The following is a 16,752-nucleotide window of genomic DNA, read 5'->3' on the forward strand; positions in this document are numbered from 1 at the left end:
CCTGATCATCCGACGAGGGTTCGGCTTTCGCAGTGCCGAGGCCGTCATCGCCCTCGTCATGCTCTGCCTCGGCGGCACCCGGCCCGCCCTGCCCCGCCGCCAACTCGTCTGATCACACCCACAGATCCAGCAGAAGAGCCCCAAAAAGGCCGCCTCCGCTGTTCAGCGGAAACGGCCTCCGACCTGCGTAAACGCCGGTCGGGACGACAGGATTTGAACCTGCGACCCCTTGACCCCCAAGTCGCCCGACGATGTAAGGCCCAGCCTGCGGTGCGCTGAACGGAACGCGTTGTCCGTGCGATGGAAGGCAGTCCGCTTACGGCGGTTCGCTGCGTGTGGTCCCTCGCCTGTCCCCGGCGTAACGGACTCTGACCTGCCAGGCGACCTTCCGGAAAGACCTCCAGCACCGGCTGGTCCACGGCCTCCACCACCGCCGCGTTCTCCGCCGCCCTACTCGTCTCGGCACTGGCCAGAATCCCGGTCGGCCGGCTGCTGGACCGGCGCGGCCCGCACGCCGTCATGACCACCGGCTACCTTCTCAGTGTCGCCGCGCTGCTCGGCGTGGCGGCCGCCCCGACACTGCCGGTGTTCCTCGCCGTCTGGCCGCTGGCCCGAAGCCGCGATAGCCGCCACGTTCTACCAGCCCACCCACGCCGCCCTGACCCGCTGGCACCAGCCGCACCACGTCCGCGCCCCTCACTACCGTCACCCTCGCGGGCGGCCTCGCGAGCGTCGTCTTCGCGGCCCGTCACCGCCACCCTCACCGGCCACCTCACCTGGCGGATCAGCTACCTCGTCCTCGCTACGATCCTCTCCGCAACCGCCTCCCCCTGCACCCGCTGGCGATCCGTCACCCCTGGCCCGCCGCAACGCCGCCCCAGTCCGACTGTGCCAGGAGCGTCGAAGCCGCTTCCCCGACCCGCAGCCGGCCGTTCATCCTGCTCGCCGCCGCGTTCAACGCTGTCGTCGTTCGCGAAGTGCCGTCGGCTTCGGCCTCGTCTCCCTACTCATCGCCCTCGTCATCCTGGTCGGTGCCGTGCGAGGCAACCTCACCCTCCTGCAGGCCACCGCCGTCAACGACCGCTGGGGCACCGCTCCCACGGCCACCTCAGCGCCATCATCGGCGCGCTCGCGCCGTGGGTGGGCGCTGCCCTCCTCCCAGTCCTCGGGAGCCCTCCGCAGCTCTTCGCGGTCCTGGCTGCGATCTCAGTCGTCGGCGCCGCGCTCGCGGCAGCGAGCGCAGCTGGTCCGTCGCCCGGGCAGGTGGATTTGGCCGGACCCGGCCGGGTTGTCGGAGGGGATCGCTAGCCTGCCAGCATGCCGTCCACTACCGCTACGTACCGCATGGACCTCGGCCTTGTGCTCGATCCTGAAGTCCCGCCCGGCCCTCTCGGCGACTTCGAACTCGTCTGCTTCACGTCCTCCTCTGGCAAGGGCAAGCTTCACGGGCAGGAGACCTGCGGTTCACTGCGATCCTCCACCTCCGTCCAGCAGTCGACGCTGGCGCTCCGCGAGGCCAAGGGCCGGCTGTGCGCCACCTGCCGATGGCCGCTGCCGGCCGACAGCCCCCTCGTCGCGTTCACCGACGCCGTCCGTGCTATCCGCCAACTCGAGGCGTACGCCGGACCGGAGCCTCATCCGGATACCGACTTCGACGAAGCCGAGGAACGCGACGCCGCGGCGGCCACGGCCATCGGCGAATACCCGCAGGAGCACGCGGGCTCGGCGGACGACGGCAAGGCGGAGGAGGTCGACGACCGGATGGAGTGGGAGCGGTTCGAACGCGCCCGCCTCATTCGTGAGCGCCACCGGGACCACTGGCGCTACCTCCACGGCTACATGCGCGAAAGCGTCGATGCCGTCGCCGCCCATCCATGGCTCTGCCCGTTCGCCGAACCCCTCCAGCACGCCCTCGCGGCCCAGATCGAGCACGAACGCCAAGCCCTGGCAGCGCTCCTGCGCCCCGACGCCCTCCTGGACAGCTCCGTCGTGCCGAGTCTTTCGGTCCCCAACCTCACCGCCGGCCCCGAGTTCGCCGGCCTCGGCCCGAATGCCCACAACATCCTGCGCACCGCGTGGACCAGCTGGCAGCACACAGCCGCCACCACGTGGAGAGCCCTGGAGGACGACGACTTCGCCGCGCGCAGCGTTATCTACGACGCCTTCGGTCGGCGCCGCAAGGGCCGTGACGAAGTGTTCGCCGCCCTGGACCGGCTCACCTCCCGTTGGATCGACGCGGCCCGGGTCGCCGTGGCCGAGCACCGCGGTGCTCCGCGCCAGCTCGTCGGCGTCAAACTCCCTCCCTTGGAGCGCGAGGCCTACAGCGGACAGAGGCGTGACCCGCTCACCGACTGGGAAGCTGGCGTCATCGCCACCCACCAGGTCGCCGCCAACTGGAGCGCCTGCACCGTCGCGCTGCTCCTACCACACCCCGTCGCCGAACGCCTTCTCGCCGATGCCCCCGCCTCCCTGTCAGCGGAACGCCTGGACACCGAGGAATCGGGCCTGCCGATCACCACCCTGCTGACTCGCTGGACGCCGCAGAACGACCTGCCGTAGACGCCGAAAATCAGGCACACTTCGTGACGGTCCAGCCCTCCTACTCGAGGCGCAGCGAGGCGCGCGAAGCTACGGTCGACCGGGTCGGGGGCGCAGTTCGGCCGGGGATTTCCAGCGAAATGGCCGCCTTGTCACAGGGGAGGTCTAGCGTTGGCGTGAAGGCGCCTATGAATGACGGGAGTTGGCCATTGCTCGTCGGCGAGTACCTGAACTGGCAGGAGGGAAATCCGATCGTGCCCTTCGAGAACGCACGTCGGGCTGCGCCTGGGCGGGGGCCCTGTCGGCTTCACCGGTGGTTCGCGGCTGGCGCGCTGCGCTGCACCTTCTGCGGTACGGACGTCTACTGTCCTTGCGGTCAAGCCGAATTGAATCCCGTGTTGCAGGCCCGACTGAAAGGGAGAGACCTCTTCGGTCGGCGGGCGACTCTGGACCACGTAAGAGCCCGGGCCCTTGGCGGTCTCACTGAGGCTGCCAATCTCGCGGTGGCCTGCTGGTCATGCAATTGCAGCAAGGGGGATAGGCACTTTCCCGGCGAGTGGATCCCGCATCGGGACGCCTCCACCTACGTCAACGGGGGTCAACTGCCTGACCTTTCGGGACTCAGCCGGGCGGCCCAGCGGCTCGGGCGGGCGATTGAGTTGCTGGATTCCGGCGAGGTGGGTCCATCGGTGATGGAGCTCGCTGAGACGCATTCGTGGAGGACGGACGGCGTCCACCGGGCGATTGAGGAGATGTTCCGTGCGAAAGCCTTTCGTGTCTCGGCCCATCCGTGTGTGCCGTCGAGTCGGTTCTTCACGCCCGTGCCCGATCCCTCAGACATGTGGGCCGGCACGATTTGGGTCGACGGCTGGTCGTGAGGCCAACGTGTCGGGGGCGCCGGTGGCACCTGCACGTGGTGCCGAGTCAGGACCGGCCCGTCGTATCGCGGTGGTCGAGCCGAGGTCTACGAGGGTTGAGTTTCTCAGCCACTCGCTGCTCCCGCAGGTTCAAGTCGAGCGCTGCCGGTGCGAGCGGACGTACTGGCGATCGATGCGGTGCCATGGGTGGACGGTAAGCGGACCCAGCGGTCGCCCTGTCAACGAGTCGATTATCTCCAATTCGTCGGTGAGGTGGCGGGCTCCATTGTCGAACAAGATGTGGCAGTTCGGGCAGAGACACAGGAGGTTTTCAAGCCGGTCCGGGCCGTTGTCTCGCCCGAAGGCTTTGATATGAGCGCCTTCGCTGTATGCACCGTTTGGCAGCGTGAGCACAATGCTACAAATCTGACAGCGGTGTCCATACCACTGTTTGAGCTTCTGGACGATCGCGGTGTCACGGCTTCGATCACTGTCGTCTGTGTTAGCGCTAAGCGTTCTGCCCGTTTCTTGAGGTCGGTGGACCCACCGATCGCCCGTGAACGGGATCACCTCATCGGTGCCGGTGGTCCCCTCCACCGTGGCGTCCACATCGGCGAGGGTTTGCTCTACCAAGTCGATGGGTGCGCCGATCAACTCGGTTGTGTCGAGGCAGGCGCGCCTGGCCAGCGTCCACGCCGACTCGACGTGGACGCCTCGGATCGTGTCTGACTGCTCAGCTGCTGCGAGGGCTGCCGCGATCCGAAGGCAGTGGCCGCCGATCCGAACGAAGAACATGGCCTGCCACTCCGGCAGCTCGCCCTCAAAGGCATCCTCCATGCTCGCTCGGATCGGGTGCAGCTTCGCAGCGGCGTTGTGGTCCAGTTGCAAAGTCGGCTCTTCTTGGAAGACCCAGTGATAGGCCGACTCCAACTCTCCTGACCAGGCACCGTCCTGTTGAGTCATGGTCTTCGCCCTACCGGAAGGCGCGCGCCGAACGAGGTGGAGCATCCGGGAGTACGTGGAGGCCCCCATAGTTGCGGTGCCGGCATGCCAATCGCGGCGATCCACCTCCCACATCGCTCCGACTGAGAGCGAAACGGCACGACGGGGCCGAGGACGCTCGCTCACCGCCACGGGCTCGGGTCCGTCCCATGCCTGCCGCAGAATGCTTTCGAGGCTCATGTCCATAGTGAGGCGGCCTCGGTAGGGGCGGAACGGGCTGCCGGTGAGGAGAAGGCCTCTGGCGGTAGTACCTCTCCGCTCGGCTCGCCACGTGCGCTGCGCGGCTTTGCTGAACTCCTTGTCTTCGCTGACATCCTCGTGAGCCGGAAGGGACCGTAGCGGCTCCTCTTGGGCGCCGCTAAGGTTCAGCAACTCCAGTAGAGATGGCTGTCCGTAGCGATCGTTCGCTGCGAATAGGGCCCAGACCGGCGTCGGCCATTTCACGAGGCCCATGCCGATGGACGAGGCTGGCGCGATGGACGCCGACCACCAGCAGAGCACTGTTGCGTACACATCGACAGCGTCCACGCCTCCTTGTGCTGCGATCTGCTTCGCCATAACCCCCAACGGACCATGCAGGACAACTCTGTTGAACACCGAATGCCTCTCGTCCTGTTTGCGGCTGCGTAGCCAGTGTGTGTCATGCGGCACCTCGTCTGGCGGTGCGCCTGCGAGCCTCGACCGGAGACCACCGAGTACGGATCATCCTCGTGGCGACTCTCTACCTGATGTATTCCTCCATAAGTTCGGCGTGGTGGACGATTGCCGGCCAGGTGGTGGCGATCGTTGTGTGGGCATGGAAGCGTCGTTGGGCATGGACATACATGGCCCAGTCCGCGGGATCGTCGCCGTCCTGGAGGAAGGCGGGGACGATCTCCAGGGAGCTGGGGTTGACGCAGGTCCGGGTCCGGTTCGCGGTCTGGGCGGGGTCGAGCTTGGTGACGCCGAGCGCGGTCTGGTTCTGGTCAGAGCGCGGGTTGATGCCCCAGAACGCGCGTTCTGCGATGTCGACTAGACCGGAGTGCCGGCCGTAGCGGGTGATGGTGGTCGCTTCTTCGGTGTCGTCCTCAACGGCTGTTTCCTCGGTGACGCCGAAGGCGCGGGGGACGGCACTGCGGTCGCTGGCCTCCCTGAGCCTGATGATCCTGAGGCCGGGGTGGTCTCCGGGTTTGCGGCCGCTGGGGAGGTTGTCGGTGCTCTTCATGTCGACGCCGGGCAGCACCAGCTGGTCGATGGTGATGCGACTGTCCTGCAGCCAGGGCCACAGTCCGTGCTCGCTCATGCGTGCGCGGCGTACGAGCAGCAGCCGGTCGGCCGTGGAGTCGAGGGCGAGGGCTTGGGTGACGAAGTCTGCGAGGGCGGCCCTGGAGGTTCGTAGGCTGATGCGTCCTCGGCCGGCGACGAGTGCCTCGGGCAGTGCGGTGAGCGGCATGGGCTGCTCGGTCGGGTTGCTGGGGGTCGGCATCAGCTGTGCGGCGGGCTGCCTGTCTGTGTGCTGGCGGATCAGGATGGGGACGACGCGCTCGCCGGCGGGGGCGATCCAGACGGTGACCAGTTCGAACGGGCCGTCGATCCCGTGAGGCGCGGGCAGTGTGGGGAGGTGCCCGGCCTGGCGGAGCGCATCGTGGAGTGCCGCGGCACAGCGCTCGATGTCGGTGGTGGAGAAGTCGGTTCCGGCGAAGCGTTTGGCCAGGGCGGCCTTGGTCGGGTTGGGGTTGGCGGGAAGGACGGGGCGCAGGCACTGCACGTTGCGGCGCAGGGTCGGCAGGAAGGCTTTGAAGAGCGGCTTGGGGTCGCCTTGGCGGGTGCGGGAGAAGTACGCGCCGCCTTCCATTTCGACGATGCAGGCGATGGTTTCGGGGAGGCGGGGGAAGGCTCCGGCGATTCTGGCGGTGCGTTCAGCTTCACCGCGCTGGTAGGCGGCGCGGCGTACTTGCGGGTCGGGGTCCGTGGAGCGCGGCAGGCCGGCGGTCAGGTCACCTGGGTCGCAGCGGTTGAGGGTGACGTTGATCGGCCCGGTGAATGTGGCGGTCGTGTCGGTGGCCGGGCTGGCGGGTGTGAGGCCGAGTTTGGCGCTGGCGGCGGTCAGGAGGGCCTGCCAGGTGCGCTCGGAAGTCGCCCAGACTTCGAGCGTGTAGGAGAGAACACCGGGGATGTCGATGGGGTGGCGAGATTTAGCGCGGGTGCGGGACTTGGGGCGGGGGGCGAGGGGACTCAGACCCTTTTCTTCGAGTTGCTGGGCGATCTGGTTGAGGATCTCCATATGGTCGCGGGGTTGGTAGCCGGTGCCTACGGGATGATCGTGGGTAGCCCGGGCCTGCGGGGCGTCGGGATCGGCCGGATGCCGGTAGGTCATACCAGTGCTGTGGACCAGGTGGGCGGCGAAGGGCTGGGTTGCCGCGTCAGCTGGGGCGGTGCGGAGCTGTTCGAGGTTCGGGGGCTGGTGGTGGGTGAGGCGGGCGAGGATCCCGGCGACGCCAGGTTGCCAAGACCACTCGCTGCGCTCTCCTCGGCGGCGGATGGTGACCGCGCTCTGGACGAGCATCGGTCGTTCCCTGCGGTGGACGAATCCTTCCTTGGCAAAGAGCAGCACGCTGGCGTTTGGATCGCCGTAGCCACGTCGGGGGATGTAGTCGGGCGGATTGGCAGCGAACCGCGTCATGCTGAGGTCAGCGTGCAGGTGGACCTCAGGGCAACCAGGCACGGTTTCGAGGTGGAAGGTCAGGGTGTCAACACTCGCGCCGACCGCTCCCTGTCCGTCAGTGAGAAGTTCTGGCATGCCCAGGTGGACGGTGCGGCGGCCATCACTGCGGGTGGGACCGAGGAGCAGGTGGCGCGGGTGCCCGAGGATCTTCAGGCCGGTGGTGGCCAGGTGCTCGGCAACAAGGCTCGGCAGGAGGTTGAAGACGTGGTCGGGCGGGTGGGCTGTGCCGTTTGTGTGGAGGCCGTGGCGGGCAAGGTCGAGGTCTTCGGGTACCCATTGGAACTCGCCGGCGCTGTCGAGCAAGGCGTACCAGTCGGTGCCGGGCTGGTGGGGTGCCACGCGTGAAGATGCCCACTCGGCGAGGGCGATGAGCGGCAGGTCGGGGTCGACGGGGGTGCGGGCCCGCAGCCAGGCGGGGTCGCGGGGGTTCCAGTGGACGGAGGTGATGTCGGGGTCGATAAGGGTGAGGAGGTCTTTGAGGGAGTCGGTCGGCAGGTTGTCGGGTCCGCTGCGGGCGCGGCGGCCCGGGCGTGTGCTCCAGGCGTCCTCTAGGAGAGTGAGCATGGCCGGCGGGCAGGTGGTGCGGTAGCCGGTACAGCGCCAGGTGGCGTCTGGGGTGAAGGTGAGGACGGAAGCTCGGGTGTGCCGGTAGGCGGGCATCAGCGGTGGCCCCAATCGATGGAGTCGAGGAGGTGGGAGGCCAGACCCCAGCAGGCCTGGGCGAGTTCATGGTTGAGGCGTTCGGCTGTAGTGGCGGTCGGTCCAGGGGTGGCGAGCCAGCCGTGGAGCAGCTGTTGGGCGGCGACGATGACGCTGGTGCGTGCGGTGTCGGGTGCCGGGTCGTCAAGGTCGGCGGCGCGGGGGGCGAACGCTGCGTCGCACAGGTAGACATCGACCTTCTCGTTGCCACGGATGCCGCGGCCGAGGGTCTGGTAGAGCGGGACCAGGAAGTTACCGACGAACGCGGCATGCTCCGTCGGGTCGGTCAGGCGACTGAACAAGACGGGCTCGCCCACCCGTCGCTGCCAGCGGCGCCGTTCGCTCTGTCGCAGGACACGGGCCAGGTCGGTCGGGTCAGTGTGCCCGGGAAGGGTCAGGTCGACGGGCCGGTGCAGTCGGCGCATCGCTTCCTGGCTGAGGAGGGACAGGGGGAAGGTCGCGTCGTCAGTGGGCGGATGGATGCGGGCGAGGTAGAAGACGGCGCCCAGGGCCGCGACGCCGCGGGTGTTGAGGATGTTGTGGCCGCGTTGGATGGCTCCTTCGGCGGCGACCAGGATGTCGGCCCCTGACGTGGCGAAGGTGGCGAGGCGCCTGCGGGGGAGGCTGTGGCTGGTCGGTGGGTCGTCGTCGCGGATGACGTGGAGGGCGGTGTAGCGGGTCTTGTGGTTGATGTAGTCGGCGACGATCTCGGCGTCACGGGTGCTCTGGACTGTGAACAGGACCTGCTGGCGGTCTGCGGCAAGGTGCTGGCGTGCCTGTTCCAGCAGTGACCAGGCGGCGCCGGGCATGGGGTTGCAGATGCCGTCGGCCACGACGCGCAGGGCCTGTGCGTGCCGTACAGGGTCTCCGCCAGTGCCCGAGACGAAGACCGGCCGGCCATCGGGGTAGCGCCGTGGGCGGTAGAGCATCCGGCTTTCCTGCAGGGCCGCGCGTGCCGTGGGCGGTTCGCGGAGTACCAGGTTGGGTGGAACGTCGAGGTGGTAGCGCGGTGAGGCCGGCATCCAGCTGGTGGCGGAGGCAAGCAGCACGTTGGGGCCGTCGATGCCCTCAGGTGTCAGGAGGTCGTGCAGGTGGTAGAGCAGCCAGCGCCCGACGCCACGCAGCCACAGGATGCTGAAGGAGCCACTGTCGCCGCCGGGGTTGGGTCGCCATTGCAATGCCATGAGGTTGCCGGCTGCCTGTTCGGGGATGAATGCCAGGAGGTCGCGGGGTGGTTGGCGGCTCCAGAAGTCCTCGCCGTCGCCGATGGGCGTGCTGATGATGGCCGGTAGGCGTTGTGCGACCTCGAAGAAGGACGTGGTGATCCGGGCGGCCCACAGACCGGCCTGGAGGACCTGGGCGAGCGCATCGAGGGAGCGGCGTGGCGTGGTGTCAGCGTCCAGCGAGGGCTGGTGTGCCTGGATCCACGCTTCGGCGGCTTCCTGCGCGCTCGCGGCGGTGTCGTGGGTGGCGGTCATCGCCTGGACGAGTTCGGCCCAGTCCTCGGGCGGTACCTGGAAGGGGGCGGAGACGAGCGGTTCGAAGTGCTCGTCGAAGTAGACGTCGGCGGCCTCCTCCAGGTCCGCCTTGTGCGTGAAGTCGTTGCGCTCCCCCAACCCGTGAAGGTTGCGAGCCAGACGACGCAGCAAGCTGTATCCGGTGAACGGGCCCTCGGAGATTAGGGCCCGCAGGTCGTCGGCGGCGGGGTCGATCATGAGCTGGTAGAGCTCCGTCATCGCCTGATCGTGGCGGCGGAAGTGCTTGTCAGTGGCGTTGATGTCGGGGTCGAGCAAGTCGAGGAACCAGGAATGTTCCAGTTTCTGGCCCAGCCGCTCCCCCACGCGGTGGCTCCAGCCGCGGCCAGGAAGGGAGAGAATCTCGTTCAGGAGGAACCGGTCATCGAACTGCTGCTGCACGGTGTCGGCTTCGTCCACCAGCAGCGCGTCCAAGTGGTGCTGGGCGGCCTCCGCGACGCGGACCTCGACCTGGGACTGCGGCATCAGGGTCGACGCGAGGCCAGCGGCGGTGGTCACCCACACCTGAGCCTGGGCGACGTTGCGTGCCGAGGCGTGCGCGGGGCACTGCGCGAGGATCGGGCAGTCGCCGCGCCCGCTGCGCCCGGCGATGGACAGCTTTCCGGTGCAGGGCCGCTCCTCGCGAAGCAGTGGCTGGCGGTTGGGGCTGTTGGACTGACGCAGGTCCTCGAGGTAGCACTGGTCGTCGGCGAACTCCGCCGCCGGATCGGCTCCGGCGGGGAACGTGGTGTCACCGTCGTGCAGGATCGACCGCCAGTAGCGGTCGGCGTGGAGACCGGTGCGGGTGCGTCCGAAGATTGGCACGGCGTCGATGCCCAGAACCCGCAGGAAGCTGATCTTCGCATAGACGTCACCGCCTGAGGCAAGCACGAAGCCGACTTTGCCGCCGCGGCGGGCAATGATGAAGGCGAGCAGGTCGAGCAGCGTGGACTTGCCGCTGTTCATGAGGCCAACGACGTGCCACAGGCCGTCAATGGACATCTCTTCCAGCCGGCTGTTCAGGCGACCTGTGAGCTGGTTGGCCAGAGCTGCGTCCATGTCCCTGAGTCGCTTGACGAAGTTCCGGTTGCTGACCTTCGGATGGTCGGCCAGCAGCTCGTCCATCTCCTCGGCAGCCCTCTGCAGATCCGCTTCGGTGACGGGAATCGGCTCACGAGTCCGGCTTGTGACGGCCGCAAGGGTGGGCGGCGGCTGCGCCGGGACGAACGTGTCAGGAATCCGGACCTGCTCCCGGGAACCGTCCGCAAGTGGGAACGTACATGTCGTCCCGGACGGTACCGGACCTCGGACTTGGCGCGCCTTGTACGGGGCGGTCTGCTGAAGGGCCTGCCGGTAGGTGTCATGCCGAGCAGCGGCGTAGGGGCTGGGGCGGCGGGTGAACACGGTCGTCGGGTCGGCCTTGTGCCCGCGCATCTCGCCGGGGTCAAAGCCTCGGACCTGGGCGGGCAGCTTCACGTACAGGTCAAGCTTCTCGCGCAGCGTCCCGCTTCTGGCCAACGGCCCCATCAGCTCGCGCAGTGTCCGGATTTGCGGCTTCAGTTCCGGGCCGAGCTGCATGTAGCCGGACAGAACCGGCCACAGCGCGCCCGTGCCCTGTTCGGGAAGGTGGTCGGCCAGAAATGACAGGCCGAGTTCGAGGGCGCAGAGTTCGCGGGGCTTGAGCGTGCCGAGCATGGGCTTTACGCATTCGTCGGCCAGCTCGGCCACGAGGTGGCTACTCCAGGAAGCGGTGTCCCTCACCTTGCTGCCCCCGCCTTGCTTGCACGTGCAGCGGCCTGCCGCAGGAAGGACTTCTCGTCGAGGATCTCGATTCCTGTCACCCGGCCTTGTAGCTCACGTTCCAGGTCCGCCCGATAGCCGGGGGTCTGCGCGCGATGGGTAGGGAGGACGATGATGCGCCGACGGGCGGGCACTCGTGGGTCGCTGCGAAATTTGCGGGCGAGGAGCGCTGGGCTGGAGCAGTCCTTCGCATCGAACACCCAGCACTCTGCTGTCTCCTGCGGAAGCATCGATGTGAACGTCACGGCTCCGTCCCATGCGTCCAGGTGCGGCCACGGCTCGATCTGGACGCGGTCGGCAGGAAGCTTCGCGAGGCCGTCCAACACTCTGCCCTCCACCAGTCCGGGGTCATGGAAGAACTGCCGGGTCGCGCGATGCTGCTGCCAGTAGCCCGCCAGGCAGAGCACCTCGTACGCCTCAGGCCGTCCTGTGCACCCGGGTGTCCCACACCTGACGGGGTCGTTGTCGGCCGGGTTGCCACACTGCCGGCATCTGCGCAACCGGGCCTTCCCTGGGGCTGGGACCGGGTGAAAGACGTAGGCGGTGCGCAGGAACTTGGCGAGGAAGGTGTCGTTGTCGGAGTCGGCCTTCGGAAGTTCCCTGGCCAGCACCTGGACATCGCGGTCGCTGAGGACGGGATGGTCGATCAGCAGGCGCCGCAACCGGGCGTAGGCCTTCTGGGTCGCTTCCTCGTTGGCGCCGTTTAGCCGCACACATAGCAGTAGGGCGGCGAAGGACTGGTTCTGGACGAGTTCCGCCTCGACATCGGCATGGTGAGCGAGATCAGCGGCCTGCTCGGCGAACTCCGACAGCTCGTCACCCTCCAGCAGTACCGCCTCCAGGTCGGCTCCCGTCAGCGCGAGAGCCAGCGGCCAGCTCCCGAGTGGTCGACGGCACCACTCGAACAGCTCCAGGTCATGAGCGGGCCACTCCAGGCCTAGCGAACGGGCTTTCCACCACAGGCGGCCCCGCGCGTCGCGCCATGCCCTCGGCAACACGCCCTGCTGGCTGGGCGAGCGCGCATCCCCTTTCCTGGACTGCTCGCGATCAAGACGGATCCTCGCCAGGGCTGCACACAAGAGCTCGATTGTCAGGTAGTCGTCCTGCGCCTGTCGGCGATCGGGCCCTGTGCGGTCCGTTCGAGCCGTAGGCACCTCGACAGCTGATGCTAGAAGGGAGCCCGTATCCCAATCCGCCGGCGAGGGGTCGATAGCCGGAGGGGACAGATTCTCAGTAACGTTCACAGCTACCGTATACACGGAGCAACCGACAATCAGCGGAACGTGTTGAGCAACTGACCGGGCATCGGGATAATGCCCCTCGCCGGGCACTCGGTGGGGCGCGCAGGGGCCATTGACGTTCGCGACGGTCCACGGCAGCGCCCCCGCAGACCGCTTCCTCACAGGGTGGCCACATGCGCACTCACCTGCCAGGCCGCTCCAGGCCTCGCATCGCAGCGTCGGTGGAGGTCCCCGAGGCGCCCGAATCGCCATCGGCGATCCCCCTCCGAAGCCTCGCGGGCAGCGCGCAGAAAGCTACCGCCATCCAGGACCCCTGCGACCGCAGTTCTTCGCCCGGAACGCCTGCTACATGAGCTGCACCACCGCTCGGCAGACCGGCCTACCCGAGATCGGCTTGCACGATCTACGCCACACCGCCGCCACGATCATGGTCAACTCGTACGTACTGCTGGCAGTGGTCTCCACGACTATGCGGCATGCCACTCTGTCCACCGCGGGCAACATCTGCGGCCACCTGCTGCCCCACCTCACCGCTCTCGAAGGAGCTCGCAGCCGGGCAGCCCGCGGAGAGGTTACCCTTCGCTTGTCCCGCATTCGACATAATTCGTCTCGCCTGGAGGCGCGAAGTGCCCGCTGACCTGCAGACTCTCCGCTTGCGCCCTGATTCGCCCGTTTCTCTAGGCATAGAGAAACGAGCAGGTCAGCGGCCTGGCCGATCAGGCCGATGGGCCAACAATGGGCCGAAGGATGGTGGAGACAAATCCCTCTGAAACGGGGCAAGTTGGCAACCTCGGGGTGAGATCCGTGATCGACGCTCTATCGTTGATCGCACAGCGGCTTCGAGACGGCCTTCGGCCAGGTCTTCAGAGACCGCACCGGAGAGCCTCGCCACCTGCGGAAACGCGAGCGCCTAGAGAAACGACCTGCGGCAGCCGAGAAGGTGAAGCCGCAGGCCAGCGAGCATGCCGTGGCTCCAGAGGCTCCGAATTACGTCGAACCCGGGCTTGTCTACGACATGGTGTCTGGCATCAGCAGGTCGTACCTCCGCACGGGACTTGCCGAGCCCGACCCGGCGGTCGGGCAGCAGGCGATGAGCGCGCGGCAGCTGGTGTTCTCCGCCGACGCAACCGATGTCGCCCTGGCGCTAGCTGATGACGACGGGCGGGAGATGCTGCGCCAGCTCGCGTCGCCGTTCTTGCTTATGCTCGTGGGCGTCGGACGTACTCAGGGGGTAGGGTCGGGCCGGCCTGGGCGTTACCCAAACACGCTCTTCATCCACAGCCTTGAGCGCCTCGTCGTAGTCGAGGCCGTAGAAGTACTCTCCGTCGGTCTCGTCCGACGCGTGCCGCTGACGCAGTACGCGGAGGACGCTGCTCTCCCAGGTGTGCGCGCTCTCCACGGGCTCGGATACCCAGGCGTCGAACAGCACGTAGCCGTGTCGGCCAGCGTTCGTCCGGTGCTCCCGAAGGCGCCGGGCGAAGTCGTCGCTGCGCCCAACCTTCACGTACGGGTGTGGGCCTGCGAAGGAGAGAACGTAGAGGTGGTCCCCGTACGGCTTGCGGTCCGGGTCGGCGGCGGAGCCCAGCCGCCACAGGGCCCAGTACTCCACCACCGGCGCTACGTCCGGCCAACGCGGCGCATCACCAGAACGGAAGCCCTCCAGAAGAAGCTCGCGGGCCTTCTGCTCCACAGTCTCACCGAGCTGATGGGGCGCGTGCCCCATCTCCGCGAAGGCCGCCTCGAGCTCGGGCAGGGACAGGGGTGCCATGTGGGGAGCATTTCACAACTTGCCGCAGGCATCAAAGCGTTGGTGGTCAAAATGAGGCCGCGAGGTGGCCACCGCCTGGCGGCCACCCCCACGTCGTTCGTCGCGCCCGGCGCCAAAGTCGCCACCATCTATCTCGCACGGGCGACGGAATGACACATAGGCCCGCGCCAGGGCAGCGGCCAAGCTGCCCTGTCAGCCGAGGAGCCCCCGCTCCAGGGCCCGCCGACGAATCTTGATCAAGCGCTCGGGTCCGCTCTCGGTCTGCACCTGCCAGATGTTCCACCCGTTGCACGAGGGGATGTTCAGCGCCATCTGTCCGGCAGTCGACAGAGAGTCGTAGATGGCTCCGTTCTCCAACTGCACGCGCCCGTCTTCCAGCAGCACGGCGTGCTGTTGCTCCCGTCGACCGGTGGTGCTGATCTTGGTTCCGGGCTTGAGCAGGCCGACGGCGATCAGCTGTACGGGCGTGATTCCATAGTGCGCGCGCGTCGAGGCGGTTCGCTTGGCCGTCTGCCCCACTGGCATCGCGAAGCCCAGGTCCGTGGGGTTCCACAGCAGCTCGCACAACCGGCGATAGAGACGCTGCCGCTCCTTGATCGCCGCGGGCGGAAAGGAGTCACCATAGGGCTTCGCGAGCTTCGACAGGTCATGCCCCGCGATGAAGCGCCTCAGGCGCGGGTTCCTCTCGTGGGACACCGGGTGCAGGAGAGCCGCCAGCAGGTTCTGCCGCTGGTAGTACTCGACCTTCTTTTCGTAGACCGTGTCCTGATAGCTGGCGTTGTCCGACTTCGGCAGCAGGAGGAGAGCGCCGAGCTGATCCCGCTGGTTGCGGAACTGCTCCTCGCTACCGGCCTCCTTGTGTCGGTCGTAGTGGTTCTCCCAGATGTGCTCGATCTCGTGCGGACGCGTGCCCTCAAGACCGAGATACTCCGCGGTGCGGTCCGGGTTGTCGTTCTCACCCTCGACGAAGGCCGTCATCCGGGCCAGGAGGTAACGCACCTGCTTGCGGTTGTCACTGCGGAGCTTGAAGGTGTTGATCCCCGAGAAGTCGTGGACGAGCTCGGCCGCCTCCCGGCCGAACAGCTTCGACAAGTCCTCGACTGTCGCCGCTTCACGGACGGAAGGAACCAACCGCATGATCTCCGGGAGCAGCTCGACGTTTTGGATCGGAGCGCTGTTCGCCATCCGACGAGCCAGGAGCAGGTCCAGGAACCTGGCCACCAGCTGTGCCTTGGTGATGAAGGTCGAGTCATCGTCGTCGGGCCTCATGACGGCGGTCAGCAAGGTGAGCTGCCCAGTGAGACCGTTGTCTGCGTTGTAGCGGACCGCCTCCAGCCCCGGGATGCGCTCCGTCGTCGCCCTTTGGATGATCGAGTACCTGTTGGCAAACGGGACGAGAACGTCGGTGATGAACCAACGGAACTTATCGGGTCTCGTCAGCCCGAGGAGGGTGGCGTGTTCACGGACCCACTCATGGAACGAGCCGTCGATCTTCTCCCGGTCTGGAGTGTCCGGCCCGACGTAGAGCGCCTGGAGGAGCGTCTTGATGAAGTCGCTCGGATGGGCGCCGGCGTTCGTCAAACGAGTCAGCATGTCCCGCCAGGCTTCATTGAGCTCGGCGTGATTCTGGCCGGCGTGGGAGAGCAGGAAGCCCTTGAGGAGGTCGAGGGGCGTGAGCCGCGCACCTCGGTCGTTCATCGTCTCGAAGATCTCCCACCCGTTGTCGCGGTCATGCGCGCGGATATCGACGAGACAGACACGGTTGAGCAGCCAGTCGACAAAGTACGGCAGAGGCTCCCCTCGCAGGGTTGCCGGGAAGTCCTCGGCGAGATCGCTTCCCCGCACCCAGAGGTTCTTCACGGACAGAGAGGCGTCAGCGGGCACCGTGAAGTCCGTTCGACCCTTCAGCAACGCCTCCATGCAGTCGTTGCGTTCCGGTACGTCCAGGGTGAAGGCCCGCGTGCCGTACTGCCGCGACCGGATGAGCTGGTCGAGGTCGCGCGCGTCGTCCTCCAGCTCCTCGTCCGCGGTGAGGAGCCCACGCAGGTGGGTGAGCAAGAGGAGCAGTGAGGTAAACCGCTGCTGGCCGTCGACCAGGTACGTACGATCGCTCTGGTAGGTGACGATCGACCCGAGGAAGTAGGGCCGGTAGAAGGCCACATCATCGCGCTCGTGCCCGGACTTCCACTGGTCGAGGAAGCGGTCGGTCAGGTCATCGAGGAGTTCCTGCATGTTCCGGCGGGTCCAGGTGTACTCCCTCTGGTAGTACTCGAGCCCGTACCGAGCGTTCTTAAAGAGCTGCTTGACCGTCTGGCCTCGCCCGTCCACTAGCTGCGCGTCCCCACCGTCGTGCACGTGCCCTCCCCTGCTTGGCAGTTGGTACAGGGTTGGAACCTTATTCCAGGCCTCGGACCGTCACGGCGGTTCTGCGCCAACTAGCGAACGTATGCACGCCAGGCCAAGCCAGGGCGTTGAGCCGCTCGGCCTGTTTCGGGGTAGGTGTCAGTGAACGCTTCACAAGCCGCACCGTACGGCGACCGTGGCGGGGGCGGATGACTTCCGGCAAGTCCGAGCGGACAGGGGATGGTGAGCGTTATCGAGACTGCATCTGCGCGCGGCGAAGTAGAAC

At 67.1% G+C, this 16,752-nt stretch carries 7 protein-coding genes; 1 reads left to right on the plus strand and 6 read right to left on the minus strand.

Annotated features, from left to right (window positions below):
• Positions 1 to 1,317: 1,317 nt before the first annotated feature.
• Complete coding sequence (locus C2142_RS10050; RefSeq protein WP_148642325.1) at positions 1,318 to 2,559, plus strand: hypothetical protein; 1,242 nt, start codon at positions 1,318 to 1,320, stop codon at positions 2,557 to 2,559.
• Positions 2,560 to 3,545: 986 nt separating this feature from the next.
• Here C2142_RS10050 and C2142_RS39585 read toward each other — a convergent pair.
• The 6 genes from C2142_RS39585 to C2142_RS10085 all read right to left on the minus strand — a co-directional run bounded on the left by C2142_RS39585 (position 3,546) and on the right by C2142_RS10085 (position 16,478).
• Positions 3,546 to 4,955, minus strand: coding sequence for an HNH endonuclease (locus C2142_RS39585; protein WP_148642327.1), 1,410 nt, complete (start codon positions 4,953 to 4,955; stop codon positions 3,546 to 3,548).
• 163 nt (positions 4,956 to 5,118) lie between these two features.
• The gene (locus C2142_RS10065) at positions 5,119 to 7,761 is read right to left on the minus strand and encodes a DUF3962 domain-containing protein (RefSeq protein ID WP_162002448.1); all 2,643 of its coding nucleotides are present in this window, start codon (positions 7,759 to 7,761) and stop codon (positions 5,119 to 5,121) included.
• The gene (locus tag C2142_RS10070; protein WP_148642329.1) at positions 7,761 to 11,042 is read right to left on the minus strand and encodes a hypothetical protein; all 3,282 of its coding nucleotides are present in this window, start codon (positions 11,040 to 11,042) and stop codon (positions 7,761 to 7,763) included. The genes C2142_RS10065 and C2142_RS10070 overlap by 1 nt, the downstream gene beginning before the upstream one ends.
• 29 nt (positions 11,043 to 11,071) lie before the next feature.
• Positions 11,072 to 12,193, minus strand: a complete 1,122-nt coding sequence (locus C2142_RS10075) for a hypothetical protein (protein ID WP_148642330.1) — start codon at positions 12,191 to 12,193, stop codon at positions 11,072 to 11,074.
• Positions 12,194 to 13,499: 1,306 nt separating this feature from the next.
• Positions 13,500 to 14,123: a GIY-YIG nuclease family protein gene (locus C2142_RS10080; protein ID WP_148642331.1), complete on the minus strand. Its 624-nt coding sequence runs from the start codon at positions 14,121 to 14,123 to the stop codon at positions 13,500 to 13,502.
• A 192-nt stretch (positions 14,124 to 14,315) separates the two neighbouring features.
• Complete coding sequence (locus tag C2142_RS10085) at positions 14,316 to 16,478, minus strand: DUF262 domain-containing protein (RefSeq protein ID WP_148642332.1); 2,163 nt, start codon at positions 16,476 to 16,478, stop codon at positions 14,316 to 14,318.
• Positions 16,479 to 16,752: the final 274 nt, after the last annotated feature.

It is taken from the genome of Streptomyces sp. CB01881 (assembly GCF_002953255.1).
GTDB lineage: Bacteria > Actinomycetota > Actinomycetes > Streptomycetales > Streptomycetaceae > Kitasatospora.

What these genes read in the sequence shown, in the direction of transcription:
- C2142_RS10050 (WP_148642325.1), top strand. Translation starts at nt 1,318, where the DNA reads ATGCCGTCCACTACCGCTACGTACCGCATGGACCTCGGCCTTGTGCTC.
- C2142_RS39585 (WP_148642327.1), bottom strand. Translation starts at nt 4,955, where the DNA reads ATGGCGAAGCAGATCGCAGCACAAGGAGGCGTGGACGCTGTCGATGTG.
- C2142_RS10065 (WP_162002448.1), bottom strand. Translation starts at nt 7,761, where the DNA reads ATGCCCGCCTACCGGCACACCCGAGCTTCCGTCCTCACCTTCACCCCA.
- C2142_RS10080 (WP_148642331.1), bottom strand. Translation starts at nt 14,123, where the DNA reads ATGGCACCCCTGTCCCTGCCCGAGCTCGAGGCGGCCTTCGCGGAGATG.